Annotated in this window: 13 protein-coding genes; 4 read left to right on the forward strand and 9 right to left on the reverse strand. The window is 68.6% G+C overall.

Annotated features, from left to right (window positions below):
* The 4 genes from ACFPOU_RS03935 to ACFPOU_RS03950 all read left to right on the forward strand — a co-directional run bounded on the left by ACFPOU_RS03935 (position 1) and on the right by ACFPOU_RS03950 (position 4721).
* Positions 1 to 2346, forward strand: a complete 2346-nt coding sequence (locus ACFPOU_RS03935; RefSeq protein WP_379717417.1) for a DNA internalization-related competence protein ComEC/Rec2 — start codon at positions 1 to 3, stop codon at positions 2344 to 2346.
* A gap of 182 nt (positions 2347 to 2528) precedes the next feature.
* A complete protein-coding gene (locus ACFPOU_RS03940; protein WP_379717419.1) occupies positions 2529 to 3362 on the forward strand; it encodes an alpha/beta hydrolase in 834 nt (277 codons plus the stop codon).
* 78 nt (positions 3363 to 3440) lie between these two features.
* Entirely contained in the window at positions 3441 to 4007 is a 567-nt protein-coding gene (gene dcd, locus ACFPOU_RS03945) for a dCTP deaminase (protein WP_379717421.1), read from the forward strand.
* Positions 4008 to 4061: 54 nt separating this feature from the next.
* Positions 4062 to 4721 (forward strand): cation efflux transmembrane domain-containing protein, encoded by a 660-nt coding sequence (locus ACFPOU_RS03950; protein WP_379717423.1) that lies wholly within the window; start codon positions 4062 to 4064, stop codon positions 4719 to 4721.
* A gap of 84 nt (positions 4722 to 4805) precedes the next feature.
* Here the strand turns inward: ACFPOU_RS03950 and ACFPOU_RS03955 are convergent, their stop codons facing one another.
* The 9 genes from ACFPOU_RS03955 to ACFPOU_RS03995 all read right to left on the reverse strand — a co-directional run bounded on the left by ACFPOU_RS03955 (position 4806) and on the right by ACFPOU_RS03995 (position 18289).
* Entirely contained in the window at positions 4806 to 7061 is a 2256-nt protein-coding gene (locus ACFPOU_RS03955) for an Orn/Lys/Arg family decarboxylase (protein WP_379717425.1), read from the reverse strand.
* Positions 7062 to 7266: 205 nt separating this feature from the next.
* Positions 7267 to 7761: a dihydrofolate reductase gene (locus ACFPOU_RS03960; protein WP_379717427.1), complete on the reverse strand. Its 495-nt coding sequence runs from the start codon at positions 7759 to 7761 to the stop codon at positions 7267 to 7269.
* 151 nt (positions 7762 to 7912) lie between these two features.
* Entirely contained in the window at positions 7913 to 8623 is a 711-nt protein-coding gene (locus tag ACFPOU_RS03965; RefSeq protein WP_379717429.1) for an MOSC domain-containing protein, read from the reverse strand.
* Positions 8620 to 9414, reverse strand: a complete 795-nt coding sequence (gene thyA / locus ACFPOU_RS03970; protein ID WP_379717431.1) for a thymidylate synthase — start codon at positions 9412 to 9414, stop codon at positions 8620 to 8622. Before thyA ends, ACFPOU_RS03965 begins: the two co-directional genes overlap by 4 nt.
* 28 nt (positions 9415 to 9442) lie before the next feature.
* Positions 9443 to 10531: a threonine aldolase family protein gene (locus tag ACFPOU_RS03975; RefSeq protein ID WP_379717433.1), complete on the reverse strand. Its 1089-nt coding sequence runs from the start codon at positions 10529 to 10531 to the stop codon at positions 9443 to 9445.
* A gap of 130 nt (positions 10532 to 10661) precedes the next feature.
* On the reverse strand, positions 10662 to 12680 hold the full coding sequence (locus ACFPOU_RS03980; RefSeq protein WP_379717435.1) for a methyl-accepting chemotaxis protein: 2019 nt from the start codon (positions 12678 to 12680) through the stop codon (positions 10662 to 10664).
* 116 nt (positions 12681 to 12796) lie between these two features.
* The gene (locus ACFPOU_RS03985; RefSeq protein WP_379717437.1) at positions 12797 to 14626 is read right to left on the reverse strand and encodes an ABC transporter transmembrane domain-containing protein; all 1830 of its coding nucleotides are present in this window, start codon (positions 14624 to 14626) and stop codon (positions 12797 to 12799) included.
* Between the two features lie 52 nt (positions 14627 to 14678).
* Complete coding sequence (locus tag ACFPOU_RS03990) at positions 14679 to 15743, reverse strand: lipocalin-like domain-containing protein (RefSeq protein WP_379717439.1); 1065 nt, start codon at positions 15741 to 15743, stop codon at positions 14679 to 14681.
* On the reverse strand, positions 15743 to 18289 hold the full coding sequence (locus ACFPOU_RS03995) for an FtsX-like permease family protein (protein WP_379717559.1): 2547 nt from the start codon (positions 18287 to 18289) through the stop codon (positions 15743 to 15745). Before ACFPOU_RS03995 ends, ACFPOU_RS03990 begins: the two co-directional genes overlap by 1 nt.
* Between the last annotated feature and the right edge of the window lie 21 nt (positions 18290 to 18310).

The following is an 18310-nucleotide window of genomic DNA, read 5'->3' on the forward strand; positions in this document are numbered from 1 at the left end:
ATGCGCTCGACCATCCTCGGCTTCGTCGCCGGCGCCGCCTTCCTGCAAACCCGCGCCACGCTGCCCGAGTTCTGGCAGATCGCCGCCTGCGCAGCTGCGGCATCGACCCTGCTGTTCGCCATGCGCGGCGTGCTGCGCGCCGCCCTGGCCGGCGTCCTGACCGGCTTCGGCTGGGCCGCCTTCATCGCCCACCTGAGCCTCGCGCCCCGGCTCGACGCGGCCGACGAAGGCCGCGACATCGAGATCGTCGGCACGGTGGCCAAGCTGCCCCACGATGCCGGCCAGGGCGTGCGCTTCCAGTTCGCGGTCGAGCGCGTGCTGACCGCCGCGACGCGGGTGCCGCCGACGCTGGCCCTGTCGTGGTACCGCGGCGAGGGCGAACCCGGCCAGCTGCGTCCGGGCCAGCGCTGGCGCCTGACGGTGCGCCTGCAGCGCCCGCACGGCAACGCCAACCCGCACGGCTTCGACTATGAAGCCTGGTTGCTGGGGCAGGGCATCCGCGCGACCGGCTACGTGCGCGCGGCCGGCGGCAACCGCCGGCTCGACGATTTCGTCCTCACGCCCGGCCACCTGGTCGAGCGCAGCCGCGACGCCCTGCGCGCGCGCATCCTGGACGCATTGCAAGGCCAACCCTATGCCGCCGTGATCGTGGCCCTGGTCGTCGGCGACCAGCGCGGCATCGGGCAGCCCGAATGGGACGTGTTCAACCGCACCGGCGTCAGCCACCTGGTCGCCATCTCGGGCCTGCACATCACGATGGTCGCCGGCCTCGCGGCATTCATGCTTTCCTGCCTGTGGCGGCGTTCCTTCTTCACCCGGGCGCAGCTGCCCTTGCGCCTGCCCGCGCAGAAGGTGGCGGCGCTCGGCGGCGCCGTCGCAGCCCTGCTGTATGTGCTGCTGGCCGGCTTCGGCGTGCCCGCCCAGCGCACGCTGTACATGCTGGCGGTCGTGGCGGCGGCGCTGTGGATGGGACGCACGACGAGCGTGTCGCGCATCCTGTGCCTGGCGCTCGGGCTGGTCGTGCTGCTCGATCCCTGGGCCGTGCTGTGGCCCGGCTTCTGGCTCTCGTTCGGCGCGGTCGGGGCGATCCTGTACGCGGGACTGGGCCGGGTGGGGCGCGCGCGCGCCGGCTGGCGCGGCAGCCTGCGGCTGGCGGCTCGCACGCAGTACGCGGTCACGCTCGGGCTGGTGCCGCTGACGCTGCTGCTGTTCTCGCAGGTGTCGCTGGTCGGTCCGCTCGCCAATGCGATCGCCATTCCCCTGGTGAGCTTCGTCGTCACGCCGCTGGCGCTGGCGGGCAGCCTGCTGCCGGCGCCGCTGGCCCAGCCGGTACTGTGGTGCGCGCACCTCGCGCTCGCGTCGCTGGCCTGGGTGCTCGAATGGCTGGCGGCGCTGCCGCTGGCCGTCTGGAGCGCGCCCGCGCCGCCGCCCCCGCTATTCGCGCTGGCCTTGATCGGCACGGGATGGATGCTGGCGCCGCGCGGCTGGCCGCATCGCTGGGCCGGCGCGGCAGCCTGGCTGCCCTTGTTCCTGCTGCAGCCGACCCGGCCCGAGCCCGGCCGCTTCGACGTCACCGCCTTCGACGTCGGCCAGGGCATGGCGCTGCTGGTGGAAACGCACGGCCACCGGCTGCTGTACGACACCGGCCCCCGGTACGCGCCCGGCCAGGATGCGGGCGGGCGCGTGATCCTGCCCTACCTGCGGGCGCGCGGCATCCGGCGTCTCGATACAATGGTGGTTTCGCACAGCGATCTGGATCACGCGGGCGGTGCGCCCACGCTGCTCGAGGCGCTGCGCGTCGACCATGTGACCAGTTCGCTGGGACCGGGGCACCGGGTCGTGCACGGCGCGAAGGCGCACACGCCGTGTGTCGGCGGGCAGCGCTGGGAATGGGACGGCGTCGTCTTCGAGATGCTCCATCCGACACCGGCCAGCTATGACGACCCATCCCTGAAGGCGAATGCGCGCAGCTGCACCTTGCGCATAGCGGCGCATGGCAGGGCAATCCTGCTGGCGGCCGACATCGAAGCGGCGCAGGAGGCGGCCCTGGTCGCGAACGCGGCCGGCAAACTGCGCGCCGACGTCCTGCTGGCGCCGCACCACGGCAGCGGCACCTCGTCGACGCCGGCCTTCCTGGCGGCGGTCCGGCCGTCGATTGCCCTGTTCCAGGTGGGGCACAGGAATCGCTACAAGCACCCCAAGAAAGAGGTGTTCGCGCGCTACGGCGAGCACGCCATCGAACGCCTGCGCACCGACGAGGCGGGGGCTATCGGCCTGGAATTCGGCGCTACCGTCAGGGCGCGTTCCTACCGCCGCGAGCACGCGCGCTACTGGCACGGACGCTAGGCCGGCCGTCTTCCGCGGCGGCACCCGCTGCGATGGCCCCCGCTGCAATGGCCGATTATGGATGGCGGCATGGTCGGCGGCCATCCGGCGACGCCGACGATAGGTGTTTCCCTCTAAACGAAGTTCGCACGGGTGACTGTCACATTACAATCGGGGCTCCTTTCGACTGGCCGCGCGCATTCATGACCAAGCCCCTGCTGCATTTCTGTCACGGTAACAGTTTTCCTTCCGGCACCTACCGCCAGCTGCTCGACGCGCTGCGCCCGCATTACGAGGTGCGCATGACCGACATGGTCGGGCACGATCCGCGCTTCCCGGTGGGCGACGGCTGGAGCGGGCTGGTGGACGAGCTGATCGGGCACCTCGAAGGCCACGGGCGTCCGGCGATCCTGGTCGGCCATTCGCTGGGCGGCATGCTCGGCACGATGGTGGCCGCGCGCCGTCCCGAGCTGGCGCGCTGCGTGGTGATGCTCGATTCGCCCGTGGTGGCGGGCTGGCGCGCGCTGGCCTGGCGCCTCGTGAAACTGCTGGGCAAGGGTTCACGCTTTTCGCCGGCGCGCTTTTCGGAGCGCCGCCGCAACGTCTGGCCCAGCCGCGCCGCCGCCTACGAGCACTTCATCGCGAAAGACCTCTTCGCGGCCTGGGCGCCGGGCGTGCTCGACGACTACCTGGACGTCGGCCTGGCCCCGCATCCGGAGGGCGTGCAGCTGCGCTTCGACCGTGCGGTCGAAACGGCCATCTACAATTCGCTACCGCACCATATGGGCGAGGTGATCCGCCACGGCTTCCCGGTGCCGGTCGGCTTCATCGGCGCGGTCGACTCGGAAGAACTGCGCCAGGCGGGGCTGGCGTCGACGCGCAAGCTCGTCGGCGAGCATTTCGTGATGACCGAAGGCTCGCACCTGTATCCGCTCGAGCATCCGGAGCGCACCGCCCGCCTCACGCACGAGATGGTCAAGCGCCTGCTCGGCAGCCGCCTCGCGGACAAGGCAACGCCGGCACGCGAGCAGGCCTGAGGGCGGCGTTCGAGAGGGACCGCCGGCCGCTTTTCGCGTAAAATCGCAACATTCCGAGCAATCCTGAAAGAACCCAGCATGGCAATCAAGAGCGATAGATGGATCCGCCGCATGGCCGAAGAAACCGGCATGATCGAGCCTTTTTCTCCCAACCAGGTCCGCGAGGAAGAGGGTCGCCGCATCATCTCCTGGGGCACCTCGTCCTACGGCTACGACATCCGCTGCGCCGACGAATTCAAGATTTTCACGAACATCAACAGCACCATCGTCGACCCGAAGAATTTCGATTCGAATTCCTTCGTCGACGTCAAGAGCGATGTCTGCATCATCCCGCCGAATTCGTTCGCGCTGGCGCGCACCATCGAATACTTCCGCATCCCGCGCAACGTGCTGACCGTCTGCCTCGGCAAGTCGACCTACGCGCGCTGCGGCATCATCGTCAACGTCACGCCCTTCGAGCCGGAATGGGAAGGCTATGTGACGCTGGAGTTCTCGAACACGACGCCGCTGCCGGCCAAGATCTACGCCGGCGAAGGCTGTGCCCAGGTGCTGTTCTTCGAATCCGACGAAGTCTGCGAAACCTCGTACAAGGACCGCGGCGGCAAATACCAGGGCCAGGTCGGCGTCACGCTGCCGAAAACCTGATACGGTTTTCGAAGGCGGCCTGTTGAATCTGTATCACTTTTAGCGGAGGCCGTCATGGCCGATTGCTGCAGCGGCGGCTGTTCGCCCGACAAGCCGCCCGTCGATCCCGTCTACCGGCGCATCCTCTGGATCGCGCTGGTCGTCAACGCGTCCATGTTCGTCGTCGAGCTGGCCGGCGGCTGGGCCTCGGGCTCGGTCTCGCTGCTGGCCGACGCGGTCGACTTCTTCGGCGACGCGGCCAACTACGGCGTGTCCCTGTTCGTGCTCGGCATGGCGCCGGTCTGGCGTTCGCGCACCGCCCTGGTCAAGGGCGCGACCATGGGCGGCTACGGCGTGTTCGTGATCGGCAGCGCGCTCTGGCACCTGGCGGCCGGCACTGTGCCGAACGCGTCCACCATGGGTACGATCGGCTTGGCGGCGCTGGCGGCCAATGTCCTGGTCGCGGCGCTGCTGTTCGCCTACCGCAACGGCGACTCGAACATGCGCTCCGTGTGGCTCTGCACGCGTAACGACGCGATCGGGAACGTCGCCGTGATGCTGGCGGCGCTGGGCGTCTACCAGGCCGGCAGCGGCTGGCCCGACCTGCTCGTTGCCGGCGTGATGGGCGTGCTGGGCTTGACGGCGGCGCGCAGCGTGATCGTGCAGGCGCGCGGCGAGATGAACGCGGCAAGCACCGTCGTGCCGGCACCGGTCGTCGAACTCAGGCGCCGCTGAAGATCCCGCAAGCGCATGCCGGCCTTGGCCTGCAAAGGAAAAGAGGAGCCCACGGCTCCTCTTTGCGCATCGGGACCGTAACAATCAGTCCAGCTTCACGCAATCGACGAAGTAATCGCGCTTGCCGTTCACCTCGCGCTTGACCAGCCCGTGCACGTCGGTCTCGAAACCCGGGAAGCGCTCGTTGAAGTCGCGCGCGAAGCGCAGGTAGTCGACGATGATCTTGTTGAAGCGCTCGCCCGGGATCAGCAGCGGAATGCCCGGCGGGTAAGGCGTCAGCAGGATCGCGGTGGTGCGGCCTTCGAGGTCTTCGATGGCCACGCGCTCGATGTCGCGGCGCGCCATCTTGGCAAACGCGTCCGACGGCTTCATCGCAGGGACCATGTCCGACAGGTACATCTCGGTCGTCAGGCGCGCCACGTCGTACTGCTTGTAGAAAGTGTGGATCTGCGTGCACAGGTCGCGCAGGCCGCTGCTTTCGTAGCGCGGGTTGGCGGCGGCGAACTTCGGCATCACGCGCCACATCGGCTGGTTGCGGTCGTAGTCGTCCTTGAACTGCTGCAGCGCCGTCACCAGGGTGTTCCAGCGGCCCTTGGTGATCCCGATGGTGAACATGATGAAGAACGAGTACAGGCCGCACTTCTCGATGATCACGCCGTGTTCGGCCAGGTACTTGGTCACGATCGAGGCCGGGATGCCGCTCTCGCCGAACTGGCCGTCGAGCGACAGGCCGGGCGTGACGACGGTCGCCTTGATCGGGTCGAGCATGTTGAAGCCCGGCGCCAGCTTGCCGAAGCCGTGCCAGTCGTCGTCGGCGCCGATCATCCAGTCTTCCTGGGTGCCGATGCCTTCCTCGCACAGGGTGTTCGGGCCCCAGACCTTGAACCACCAGTCGTTGCCGAATTCGGCGTCGACCTTCTTCATGGCGCGGCGGAAGTCGAGCGCTTCCAGGATCGATTCCTCGACCAGGGCGGTGCCGCCCGGCGCTTCCATCATGGCCGCGGCCACGTCGCAGGAGGCGATGATCGAGTACTGGGGCGAGGTCGAGGTGTGCATCAGGAAGGCTTCGTTGAAGGCGTCCTGGTCGAGCTTGACCGTTTCCGATTCGCGCACCAGCACCTGCGAGGCCTGCGACAGGCCGGCCAGCAGCTTGTGCGTCGACTGGGTCGAGAAGATCATCGACTGCCTGGCGCGCGGGCGGTCGCGGCCGATCGCGTGCATGTTCCTGTAGAAGTCGTGGAAGGTCGCGTGCGGCAGCCAGGCTTCGTCGAAGTGCAGGGTCTCGATCTTCCCGTCCAACATTTCGCGCAGGGTCTCGACGTTGTAGACCACGCCGTCGTAGGTCGACTGGGTGATGGTCAGGATGCGCGGCTTCTTGTCCTTCGCCTCGCGCGCGAAGGGATTGGCCTCGATCTTGCGGGCGATCGATTCTTCCGTAAACTCTTCGAGCGGGATCGGGCCGATGATGCCGAGGTTGTTCCGGGTCGGCATCAGGAACACGGGGATCGCGCCGCACATGATGATCGAGTGCAGGATCGACTTGTGGCAGTTGCGGTCGACCACGACGATGTCGCCCGGCGCGACGGTGCTGTGCCAGACCATCTTGTTCGAGGTCGAGGTGCCGTTGGTGACGAAATAGCAGTGGTCGGCGCCGTAGATGCGCGCGGCGTTGCGTTCGGACTTGGCGACCGGACCGGTGTGGTCGAGCAGCTGGCCGAGTTCCTCGACCGCGTTGCAGACGTCGGCGCGCAGCATGTTCTCGCCGAAGAACTGGTGGAACATCTGGCCGACCGGGCTCTTCAGGAAGGCGACGCCGCCCGAGTGGCCCGGGCAGTGCCAGGAATAGGAGCCGTCGTAGGCGTAGTTGACCAGCGCGCGGAAGAAGGGCGGCGCCAGCGAATCGAGATAGGCCTTGGCTTCGCGGATGATGTGGCGCGCGACGAATTCCGGCGTGTCCTCGAACATGTGGATGAAGCCGTGTAGCTCCTTCAGGATGTCGTTCGGGATGTGGCGGCTGGTGCGGGTCTCGCCGTAGATGTAGATCGGGATGTTCGAATTCTTGTGGCGGATCTCCTGCACGAAGGCGCGCAGGCGGGTCAGCGCGGTATCGGTCTCTTCGATCGAGCCGCCGCCGAATTCCTCATCGTCGATCGACAGCACGAAGGCCGAGGCGCGCGACTGCTGCTGCGCGAACTGCGACAGGTCGCCGTAGCTGGTCAGGCCGAGCACCTCCATGCCTTCCTTTTCCATGGCCGCGGCGAGCGCGCGGATGCCCAGGCCCGACGTGTTCTCGGAACGGAAGTCCTCGTCAATAATGATGATGGGGAAACGAAATTTCATTGACAGCTCCAATGCGAAGCGCCGTGGGAGCGGACCCGCCCGGGTTGGGCGGTCCGCCACGCACGGCACCGAAAAATAAGAAGCGGATTTTCGCAGAAAATCCGCTGCCCGGTGTGAGTTTTTTTACTAGCCGACCTAATGGCTTTGCAACTAGGGTAGCGGGATGCGGCCGTGTCTGGCGCACATCAGTGCCGGGCCGGCGCGCTCATGCGGCGGCGCCCTTGCGCAGGTAGGTTACGAAGGCGTAGTCGACGCCGTTGGCCTCGGAATGGTGCGTCTCGCGGGCGGCTTCGACCCAGGCCGCGGCGTCGATCGGTGGAAAGAAGGTGTCGCAGTCGAAGGTGTGGGCGATCTCGGTCACGATCATGCGGTCGGCGCGGTCGATCGCGGCGGCGAAGACCTGGGCGCCGCCGATGATGCTGGCCGGCCCGTCGCCGATGAGTGCGAGCGCCGCTTCCAGCGAAGCGACCGCCTCGACGCCCTCGTGGCGCCAGCCGGGATTGCGGGTAATGACGATGTTGCGCCGCCCCGGCAGCGGGCGGCCGATCGAATCGAAGGTCTTGCGGCCCATGATGATCGGCTGGCCCAGCGTGACGCGCTTGAAGTGGGCCAGGTCCTCGGGCAGGTGCCAGGGCAGGCGGTTGGCGATGCCGATACCGCGCTGCGCGTCGATCGCCACGACCAGGGTCAGGCGGCTCATCGGGCATCCCCTCGGAAGTTCCCGCCGTGGCGGTGGAAAGCGGGGGCGGGCGCGCGCATGTCGGTAGTCCTTGTCGATTGAGCATGTGGGGAGGGCAGATGGTGTCGCGAGTGGGACGGCGTGTCAAGTCCCTTGTGCGGCGCCACGGTGCTCACCAGCGCCCGAACAGCCCCTCGCCCTGCCAGCGCGGGCGCGTCGCCGGCGAATTCGCGGCGACGGCCTTTGCCGCGCAGGCCGTGCCGAGGCCGGCGAGCAGTCGCGGAAACGCGCGGCAGTAGCTCGACTGGATGCCGGCCAGGCGAGCCAGCTGGCGGTATTCGATGACCGAATCGGCCGGCACGGCCTCGACCACCCGGCGCACGCGCTCGCGCCAGTCGTCCGGCCAGGGAGATTCCAGCAGGCCGAGGTCGCGCACCGGGTCGCCGTTGTGGATGACGCCCCCTGTCAGCACCCGCGCCAGCATGCCGCGCCGGTCCCCGATGCGCCGGGCAAGGCGCGGCTGGACGGTATCGAGCAGCCCACAGGCCTCGCACTGGAACATCATGCGTAAGCGGACGGTCGCGCCGATCTGCAGGACCGTTCCGGAACCGAGACTGGCCGTATCGAAGTCGACGAGCAGGTTTTCACGCAAGGCATGCGGAGGAAGTGCCAGGTCGCTGTATGCGGGGCCGCCGGCAAGAAGCAGCTGGCGCGGCGAGCAGGCGTCGGCATGCAGGTCTCCCAGGATACCCGTACCGGCAAGGGTTTCGATGCGGTCGGCCGCTACCAGGGTCCGGTCCGGCAGGGGGCGCCAGGCGAGAGCGAGGACGCAGCCAGGCGTGGCGCGGTCGCGCGCCGGCCCGCCCGGCCGCCCGGACTTCACACCGCCACCGGCGCCTTGATCCCCGGATGCGACTGGTAATCCACGACCTCGATATCCTCGAAGCGATAGTCGAAGATCGATTCCGGTCGGCGCTTGATGACGAGCCTGGGCAGCGGAAAGGGTTCGCGCGCGAGCTGCAGATCGGCCTGCGCGAGGTGGTTCGCGTAGAGGTGGCAGTCGCCGCCGGTCCAGATGAAGTCGCCCACCTCCAGGCCCGCCTGCTGCGCCATCATGTGGGTCAGCAGCGCGTAGGAGGCGATATTGAAGGGCACGCCCAGGAAGATGTCGGCGCTGCGCTGGTACAGCTGGCAGGAGAGCTTGCCGTCGGCCACGTAGAACTGGAAGAAGGCGTGGCAGGGCGGCAGCTTCATTCGCGGGATGTCGGCCACGTTCCAGCTCGATACGATCATGCGGCGCGAGTCCGGCGTGTGCCTGATCTGTTCGAGCACCTGGCTGATCTGGTCGATGTGTTCGCCCGACGGGGTCGGCCAGCTGCGCCACTGGTAGCCGTAGATGGGGCCGAGGTCGCCGTCGGCGTCGGCCCATTCGTCCCAGATCGAGACGCCGTTATCCTTCAGGTAGGCGATGTTGGTCGAACCCTGCAGGAACCAGATGAGTTCGTGCACGATCGATTTCAGGTGCACCTTCTTGGTGGTCACCAGCGGAAAGCCGTCGGCCAGGTTGAAGCGCATCTGGTGGCCGAAGACGGACAGGGTGCCGGTGCCCGTGCGGTCGGTCTTGAGCGCGCCGTGCTCTCTCACATGGCGCATGAAGTCGAGGTATTGGCGCATTGCTGTCCTTGCGGCGAAACGGGCTATTTTAACCGATGCGCAAGGCGCTTGCGAAAATGGCCAGCGCCGCGCGCAGCCGCTCTTCGGGAATGGCGAGCAGGTTGTCGCCCACGTACAGCTCGAAGTAGCTGGTGTCCGGCAGCGGGCCGTGCGAGACGCGGTTGAAGAGCCAGATCCCGTGGCGCTCGGCCAGCTCCGCGCGGATCGCCAGCGCGCGCGCGCGGCCCACGTCCAGGTGCAGGTGCAGCATGTTGGCGCCCGGCTTGGCGGGATTGACGCGGATCTCGGGGTGCGCGCGCAGCAGTTCGACGAGCAGTTCGGTGCGGCTGAAATAGTCCGGCATCGCGGCCAGGCGGGCGTCGAACTGCATCGCCGCCGAGACCACGTAGGGCGAACGGTGGATGACGTTGCCGCCCTGGCGCCGGAACCACTCGGCGGCGCGCTCGACGAAGGCGCGGCTGCCCAGCAGCATGGCGCCACCGAGGCCGCCGATGCCCTTGTACAGCGAGACATAGACCGAATCGAAGCCGGCCGCGATCTCGCGCGCGCTGCGGCCGTAGCCGGCTTGCGCCTCCCACAGGCGCGCGCCGTCCATGTGCAGGTGGACGCCGCGCGCCTTGCAGTGCGCCTTGATGGCGTCGAGTTCGTGCCAGGGCGAGAGCTGGCCGCCGATCTCGCGCATCGGGATTTCAAGGCCGACGGCGCCGAGCCGGTCCGGAATGGCTTCCAGGTCCGCCACCGTCCAGGGGCGGGTGCGCTCGCCGGCCTGCAGCGCATCGAAGTGGTCCAGAAGCTGGTAGTTGGAGCGCTCGTGGACGAAGATATGCGAGGTCGGGTGCAGGGCGGCCGGGGCCTTGCCGCGCTCCTCGCAGGCCAGGCGCAGGGCGGTCGCCTGCGCCATGGTGCCGCTGATGCAGAAGACGGCGGCCGGGAAGCCGAGCAGGGCGGCGATCTTTTCCTCGAAGGCTTCGACCAGGTCGCCGCTGCCGTAGATGTCGTGCTCGACCCTGTGCCGGTCGCACCAGGCGGCCATGCACGCGTACATCTCGGCGGGAGTCCGGGCGCGGTGGCCGGGAAAGACGGTGTCGCAGCGGCGGATCAGTTCAGCGTCGGTCAAGGTGGGCTCCTGGGGTGGCAGGCAACTTTACACCGTCGACGAAGGCGTGGGAAGCGGTGGCGAAGCGCCTGGGCGGGCACGCGTGCCCACCCAGGCAGCCGGCCCGCCTGAACCGCGCGTCAACCGTGCGTCAACCGTGCGTCAGCGCAGCGTGCCGCACCGGTGCCGGCAGCGCGGCGGTACTGTCGTCGAGCCTGAACAAACGCACCGCGCGCGCCAGTTCGTCGGCCTGGTCGTGCAGCGCCTGGGCGGCCGCGCTCGCTTCTTCGACCAGCGCCGCATTGTGCTGGGTCGTGTCGTCCATCTCGCCGATGGCGCGGTTGACCTGCTCGATGCCGCTGCTCTGTTCGGCGCTGGCGGCCGTGATGTCGGCCATGATGCTGGTCACGCGGCCGACGCTGGCGAGCACTTCGTTCATGGTGGCGCCGGCTTTCGAGACCAGCTCGCGGCCCGCGTCGACTTCGCTGGAGGAGGCGGCGATCAGGGTCTTGATTTCCTTGGCCGCGGCGGCGCTGCGCTGGGCCAGGTTGCGCACCTCGTTGGCGACGACGGCGAAGCCGCGTCCCTGTTCGCCGGCGCGTGCCGCTTCCACGGCGGCGTTCAGCGCCAGGATGTTGGTCTGGAAGGCGATCCCGTCGATGACGCCGGTAATGTCGGCGATCTTGCGCGAAGACTGGTTGATCGACTCCATCGTGTCGACCACCTGCGCCACCATGCTGCCGCCCTTCTGGGCGATGGTCGAGGCGGAGACGGCCAGCGTGTTGGCCTGGCGCGCGTGCTCGGCGTTCTGGCGCACGGTCTCTGTCAGCTCGCCCATCGACGAGGAAGTCGTGGCCAGGCTGCTGGCCTGCTGTTCGGTACGGGTGCACAGGTCCAGGTTGCCGGTCGAGATTTCGTTCGAGGCATTGGCGATCTGCTCGGCGCCGATGCGCACCTTGCCCACCACCGCCGAGAGCTTGCTGCTGATGCCGTTCATGGCCTCCGTCAGCAGGCCGATCTCGTCGGCGTGGCGGCGTTCGATCGTCACGGTCAGGTCGCCTTCGGCGATGCGCAAGGCGGCGTCGCGGGCGGCGGCCAGGGGGCGGGTCACCGTGGCGCGCACGAACGCATAGAGGACGGCGGCGAAGACCGTAAGGGCGACCAGGCCGAAGACGATGAACCTGTTGCGCTGGCGCGAAGCTTCCTGCGTGATTTCTTCGCGGTAGGTGCCGCCGGCGATCACCCAGTTCCAGTCCTTGAAGTGGGCATAGGCGACGACCTTTTCACGCGCGCCGCTGTCGCCCGGATTCTGCCAGTCGTAGGTAATCATGCCGGTCTTCTTCTCGAGGATCTCTTTCACGAATGCATGGCCGTCCGCACTGCGGCTGTCGAGGAGGTTGTCGCCTTCGCGTTTCGGGTGCACCAGCAGCTCGCCGTAGTTCTTGCCGGCGGCGGCGTTGAGCACGTAGAAGTAGCCGGTGTCGCCGACCTTGATCGACAGGATGCGCTCCTTGAGGGCGGCGACGTCGCCGCTGATGTCGACGCCGACATACATCGCGCCGATGATCTTGCCGCCGGCATCGCGCACCGGTGTGTACTGGGTGATGAAGTGCTTGCCGAACAGCTTGGCGAGACCGACATAGACCTTGCCGTCCTTCAGGGCGGCGTAGGCCGGGCTGGCGCGGTCGAGCTGGGTACCGACGGCGCGCTCGCCGTTTTCCTTCTTGACCGAGGTGCTGACGCGCACGAAGTCGTCGCCGTCGGCCACGAAAATGGTGGCATTCCCGCCGGTCGAGGCGCTGAAGCGGTCGGGCGCGCTGAAATCGAGATTGAGGGCGGTGCCCTCGTGCTTCAGGGACGGCACCTTCCTGCCGCCGACATCGACCATGGCGGCAGGATCGCTTTCGAAGGTGCCGCCGAAACCGGACGCGAAGATCTTGCCGAAGCTGACCGCTTCGCTCGAGACCGTGCGGTTGAACAGTTCCACGGTGCTGACGACGCCCTTGAGCTCGTTCTGCATGTTGTGGGTGGCGCGCTCCTCGAGCATCGAGGCGGTTGTAAATGTCATCATCAGTACCAGGGTGGCGATGATGGCGCCGACGAGAGCGAAGCTGAAGGCGCTGACTTTGGTACCGACGTTCCAGTTTGCAGGGTGGTATTGATTAGTCATTTCGGAGAGGGGCAATGGTTGATATTGCCGATCATACCGATTGCTTGCTCTCAGTCAATTATAAATATCGGAAAATCCGGTAATCTTTTGCTGCAAAACAACACCATGTTCGATAATTAATGCTCCACATGAACGTGGTGGAATTGCAGCGCCGCCAGGTTGGCATAGATGCCGCCGAGCGCCACCAGCGAGGCGTGGGTGCCGGTTTCGACCACCCGGCCGTCTTCCATGACGACGATGCGGTCGGCCCGCTGCACGGTGGCCAGGCGGTGCGCGATGATGACGGTGGTGCGGCCGACCATGGCCGCTTCCAGCGCGCCCTGCACCAGGCGCTCGGATTCGGCGTCGAGCGCACTGGTGGCTTCGTCGAGCAGCAGCAGCGGCGGGTTCTTCAGCAGCGCGCGCGCGATCGCGATGCGCTGGCGCTGGCCGCCCGACAGGCGCACCCCGCGCTCGCCCAGGAAGGAGCGGTAGCCCTGGGGCAGGCGCTCGATGAATTCGTGGGCCGCGGCCAGCCTGGCCGCGGCGATCACCTCCTCGTCGCCGGCATCGGGACGGCCGTAGCGGATGTTTTCCATGGCGTCGGCCGAGAAGATGACGGTGTCTTGCGGGACGATGCCGATCGCACCGCGCAGCGCATGCAGGTCGAGGTCGCGGATGTCGACGCCGTCGAGGGTGATGGCGCCGGACTGCGGATCGTAGTAGCGCAGCAGCAGCTGGAACAGCGTGGTCTTGCCGGCGCCCGAAGGGCCTACCACGGCCACGGTCTCGCCGGGGCGGATCGACAGCGTCAGGTGCGACAGGGCCGCCGTCTCCGGGCGCGACGGATAGGCGAAGGTCAGGTCGTGCAGGGCCAGCGCCGCGCCGTTCGAGGAGCGGGCCGGGAGCGGACGCGGATGCGCTGGGTTGCGGATGTCGGAGCGGGCGGCCAGCAATTCGAGCAGGCGCTCGGTGGCGCCCGCGGCGCGCTGGGCTTCGCCCATCACTTCGGCCAGGGCGCCGATCGAGCCGGACACGATCGCGGCGTACAGGATGAACTGGCCGAGGTCGCCCCCGGTCATGGTCCCTTCCAGTACCGCGTGCGCGCCCAGCCACAGCACGAAGACGATGGTGCCGAATACCAGCACGATGGCCAGCATGGTGAGCAGGGAACGGGCGCGGATGCGCTGCATGGCCGCTTGAAAAGCGCCTTCGACGCTGGCGCCGAAGCGCTCGGCCTCGATCTTCTCGTGGGTATAGGCCTGCACGGTCGGCATGGCGTTCAGGATCTCGCCGGCCAGGGCCGAGGCGTCGGCGATGCGGTCCTGCGAGTCGCGCGAGAGCTTGCGCACGCGGCGGCCGAACAGCACGATCGGCACGATGACCAGCACCAGCAAGGCGAGGATGATCGCGGTCAGCTTGGCGCTGGTCACGAACAGCATCGCCAGGCCGCCCACGAAGAGCAGGGTATTTCTCAGCGCGAGCGAGATGCTGGTGCCGACCACGGTCTGGATCAGGGTGGTGTCGGTGGTCAGGCGCGAGAGCACCTCGCCGGTCTGGGTGCTTTCGAAGAATTCGGGACTCTGGTGCACGACGTGGCGGTAGACGGCGCTGCGGATGTCGGCCGTGACGCGCTCGCCCAGCCAGGACACCATGTAGAAACGCGCCGCCGTGGCCACGCCCAGCACGGCGGCCACGCCGAACAGCGCCAGGAAGGTGGCGTCGACATGGCGGATGCTGTGCTCGCCCGCTTGCGCGCCGAAGCCGAGATCGATCATCTGCTTGAAGGCGGCCGGGATGGCAAGCGTGGCGCCGGCCGCGAACAGCAGGGCGATGCCGGCCAGGATGAACTGGCGGCGGTAAGGGAGCAGGAAGGGCAGCAGGCCCTTGAAGGCGGAGAGGCTGCCCTTGCGTGCTGCTGCGCTGCTGGAGGCGGAATCGGTACTGCCGGGAGAACGCTTGGTCATCGTGTCGCTTGTTGTTGTTCTGCTTGTTGTTCTGGTGGCCGGAGTCGCTGCTTCAAAGTTTCATCGCGCGTACATAGCCCGTCATCTCCAGGTAGCCGCGTCCTGCCGGCACGCCGTCGCGCGCGACGCTCACCGCGCCTTCCCAATACACGGCGCCGGTCGAGCGGCGCGAGTCGAGTTCCTGGTCCTGCAGCAGGGGCGAGATCTGCCAGCGCGTGGCCCCGGTCGTGATCGTCGTGGCGACCGGGTATTCGGCATTGGTGCGCGGCGACTTCCAGCGCGCCTGCGGAGAAAATCCCACCTGTCCGGGCGCGTAGCGGGTGATCTTTCCATCGGGCCCGCGCACGGTGGCGTGCGCCCATAGTTTACCACCGTCCCTGGCGCGGATCTGGAAAGCCATCAGCGCCGAGCCGTCGTCGAGATTCGCGCCGATCCAGTCCCAGCCGCTGGCCTCGGGCTGCAGCGCCTCGCTCGACCATTCGTGATCGAACCAGGCGCTGCCCGTGACCGGCTCGACGGCGCCCGCGCGGCCGGCCACGCCGGTCACCGCCAGGTGCGGCAGGCTGTAGTAATAGCTGGCATGCCTGGCCGCGGCACCCTTGCGCGAATAGCCGCCTTCGCCTTGCGGCAGGACCGGCTGGGTCGGCGCGAGCGTCAGTTCGAGCGTCAGTTCGGACGACTTGAGCGCGACGCGGTAGCTGCCGTCGGGCGCGCGCACCATGCGCCAGTCGTCGAGTTTCAGGTCGAGGTCGCCCGCCTTGGCCCAGGCCAGCCCGAAGCCCGCGCGGCTGCTGCGCTGGTCGTGCACCAGGCGCCCGTGGCCGGGGTCGGACAGGGCCGCATGGCCGATCACCAGCTGGTGAGGGGCGAACGCGCTCGGATTGGCGGGATCGTGTTCGGTGCGGCTGCGGAAAAAGGTCACCTGGAACCCGAGCGGCTTGCCGGCGGCGGTCTTGAGCCAGCCCGTCACGTACCACCATTCGGTGCGAAAATCGGGATGGGCGCCGTAGTCGCGCGGGAAGACGAGGGGCCGGCCGGGCGTGACGGGCGCGAAAGCCGGCGGCGCGGCCTGCGCCAGGCCGGCGACGAACAAGAGCAGCAGTAGCAGCAAGCGCATTACCAGTCCTCTCTGACGGCGCGCACCGGGCCGCCGGACAATGCATACCGGCCCGATACCAGCGCGGTGCCCACCGAGGCGGCCACCAGCACCGCGGCGACCGTTCCCAGCAAGCCCCAGGGCAGGTGCAGGCCCATGGTCCAGTGGAAGGATTGCGGGTTGACTACGAAGACGAGGATCAGGCTGATCAACAGGCCCAGGCCGAAGCCGCAGGCCACGCCCAGCGTGGTGAGCAGGCCGCCCTCGACGGCGAGGATGCCGAGCACCTGGCGCCGCGTGACGCCCACGTGGCGCAGCATGCCGAACTCGCGCGCCCGCGCCAGCGTCTGGGCCGAAAAGGTGGCGGCCACGCCCGACAGGCCGATGACGATGGCGATCGCCTCCAGCAGGTAGGTGACGGCGAAGCTGCGGTCGAAAATCTGCAGGCTCATGGCGCGGATCTCGCCAGGACGCGCCAGCTGCAGCGCGGAACCGAAGGGCAGCGCGCGCAGCGCCCGCTCGATCCCGTCGGCGTTTGCCGCGCCGCCGGCGTAGATGGCGGCGTCGGTGACCTCGGGCACGCCCGTCAGGGCGCGGTAGTCGGCCAGGCGCACGACGATCGAACCGGACTGGTTGGCATAGTCGCGCCAGACGCCGGCAACGAAGAAGGGCGACGGCTTGCCGCCCAGCGGCAGGGCCAGCGTCTGGCCGACCCGGGCGCCGTACAAGTCGACCATCGCTTCCGAGACCCAGGCCGGGCGCGCGCCGGCCGGCACCGGGGCCGCGTCCCCGACCAGGAGCAGCAGCCGGCCGGGATTGGCGGCGTCGATGTCGCGCGCGATCAGGATCACGTCCGGACGGTCGGCGGCCAGCGACAGCGGGCGGGTGCGCAGGAACTGCACCTGGCCGCCGCCGGCTGCGCGCACGATGGCCTCCTGTTCCGGTTTGCCGAAAAAGCCCGAGCTGCCGCCGGCGGCGCTGCGCACGTACAGGTCGGCCGGCAGGATGTGCCGCATCCAGTCGTCGACCGAGATCCGGAAGCTGGCCACCATGATCCCCATCGCCACCATCAGGCTGAAGCTGGCGAGGATGCCGCCCAGCGCGATCGAGGCCTGGCCCGGCGCATTGGCCAGGCGCGCGAGCGTCAGCGCCAGCACCGGCGGCGGCCGCGGCGCGGGCTCCAGCAGGCGCGCGAGCAGGTGGAAGCTGCCCGACGCCAGGCGCGGCATCAGGCCGATGCCGCCGATGAGCAGGAGGGCGATGGCGGCGTAGCCGAACAGCGGCAGCTCGAATACCGGCGGCGCGAAGGCGAACAGGGCGGCAAGGACCAAGCAGGCCAGCGAGGGCCAGAGGCGCGACAGGTGCGACAGCGCCGCTTCGTCGTTGCCGGCCTTCAGGGCGACGGCCGGCCGCGCGCGCGCCGCCTCCAGCGCCGGCCCCAGGCAGCCCAGCAGGGCCACGCCCAGGCCGAGCGCGAAAAAGACCAGGGCCGCCACCGGCGTGAACACGACCTGCGGCTTGATGCCGGGGAAGTAGCCGGCGCCGAGGTCGCCACCGAACAGGCGCAGGGCGGCGGCGGCCAGCGCGTAGCCGCCCGCCACGCCCAGCAGCGCGCCGACGACGCCCAGGCTGGCGCCTTCGACCAGCACCTGGCGCAGCAGTTGGCCGCGCTCGACGCCGAGCACGCGCAGGAGCGCGAACTGGCTGCGCCGGCGCATCACCGACAAGGCCTGGGTCGAGAACACGAGGAAAGCGCCGGTAAACAGGGCGACCAGGGCCAGCACCGTGAGGTTCACGCGGTAGGCGCGGCTGAGATTGTTGTTGCGGCTTTCCTGGTCGCTGTCGTTCGGCTGCTGGACCCGGAAGCGCCCGGGAAAATCGCGTTCGAGCCTGGCGCCGAGGCGCGCCTCGAACTGGGCGCGGTTCACGCCGTCGCGCAGTTTGAGGTCGACCCGCGATAGCTTGCCGAGCTGGCCGAAGCGCCACTGCAGGGCGCCCACATCCATCACGCCGAAGCGCTGGCCGGGCCGCGCGCGCTGCACCGGACCGGCCACGCGCAGCGCGATGTCGCTGGTGCCGGCGCGCACCGTGAGCGGGCCGCCCCGCAGGTCCAGCCAGCTGCGGGCGGCGGGCGAGAGAAAGACGGTATCGTCGGCCAGCACGTCGGTGGCGCGGCCTTCGGCGGGCACGCCCATCAGGTCGGGCGCGATCAGGCCGGCGCGCAGCGGATCGATGCCGATCAGGCGCAGCGAGCCTTTCGCGCCCGGCACCGCGGCCTGGATCTCGAGCACGGGCGAGGCCAGCGCCACGCCCTCGTGCTGCGCCAGCACCGGATAGATGGCTTCGTCGAAGAGCGGCTCGCGCCCGGCGACCTGGACGTCGGCCTGGCCCGACAGGCTCTTGATGGCGCTCGAGAATTCGTTGAAGGCGGCCGCGTTGATCAGGTGGATGGCGAAGCCCATGGCGACGCCGACCGCGATCGCCGCCACCGCCAGCACGGCGCGCAGCGGATGGGCGCGCCATTCGCCGACCAGCAGCCAGCGCGCCAGGACGTTCAGGCCGGACATCGCACCGCCAACGCCTGCGCC

It is taken from the genome of Massilia jejuensis (assembly GCF_042656795.1).
In the GTDB taxonomy this organism is placed as follows: domain Bacteria; phylum Pseudomonadota; class Gammaproteobacteria; order Burkholderiales; family Burkholderiaceae_D; genus Telluria; species Telluria jejuensis.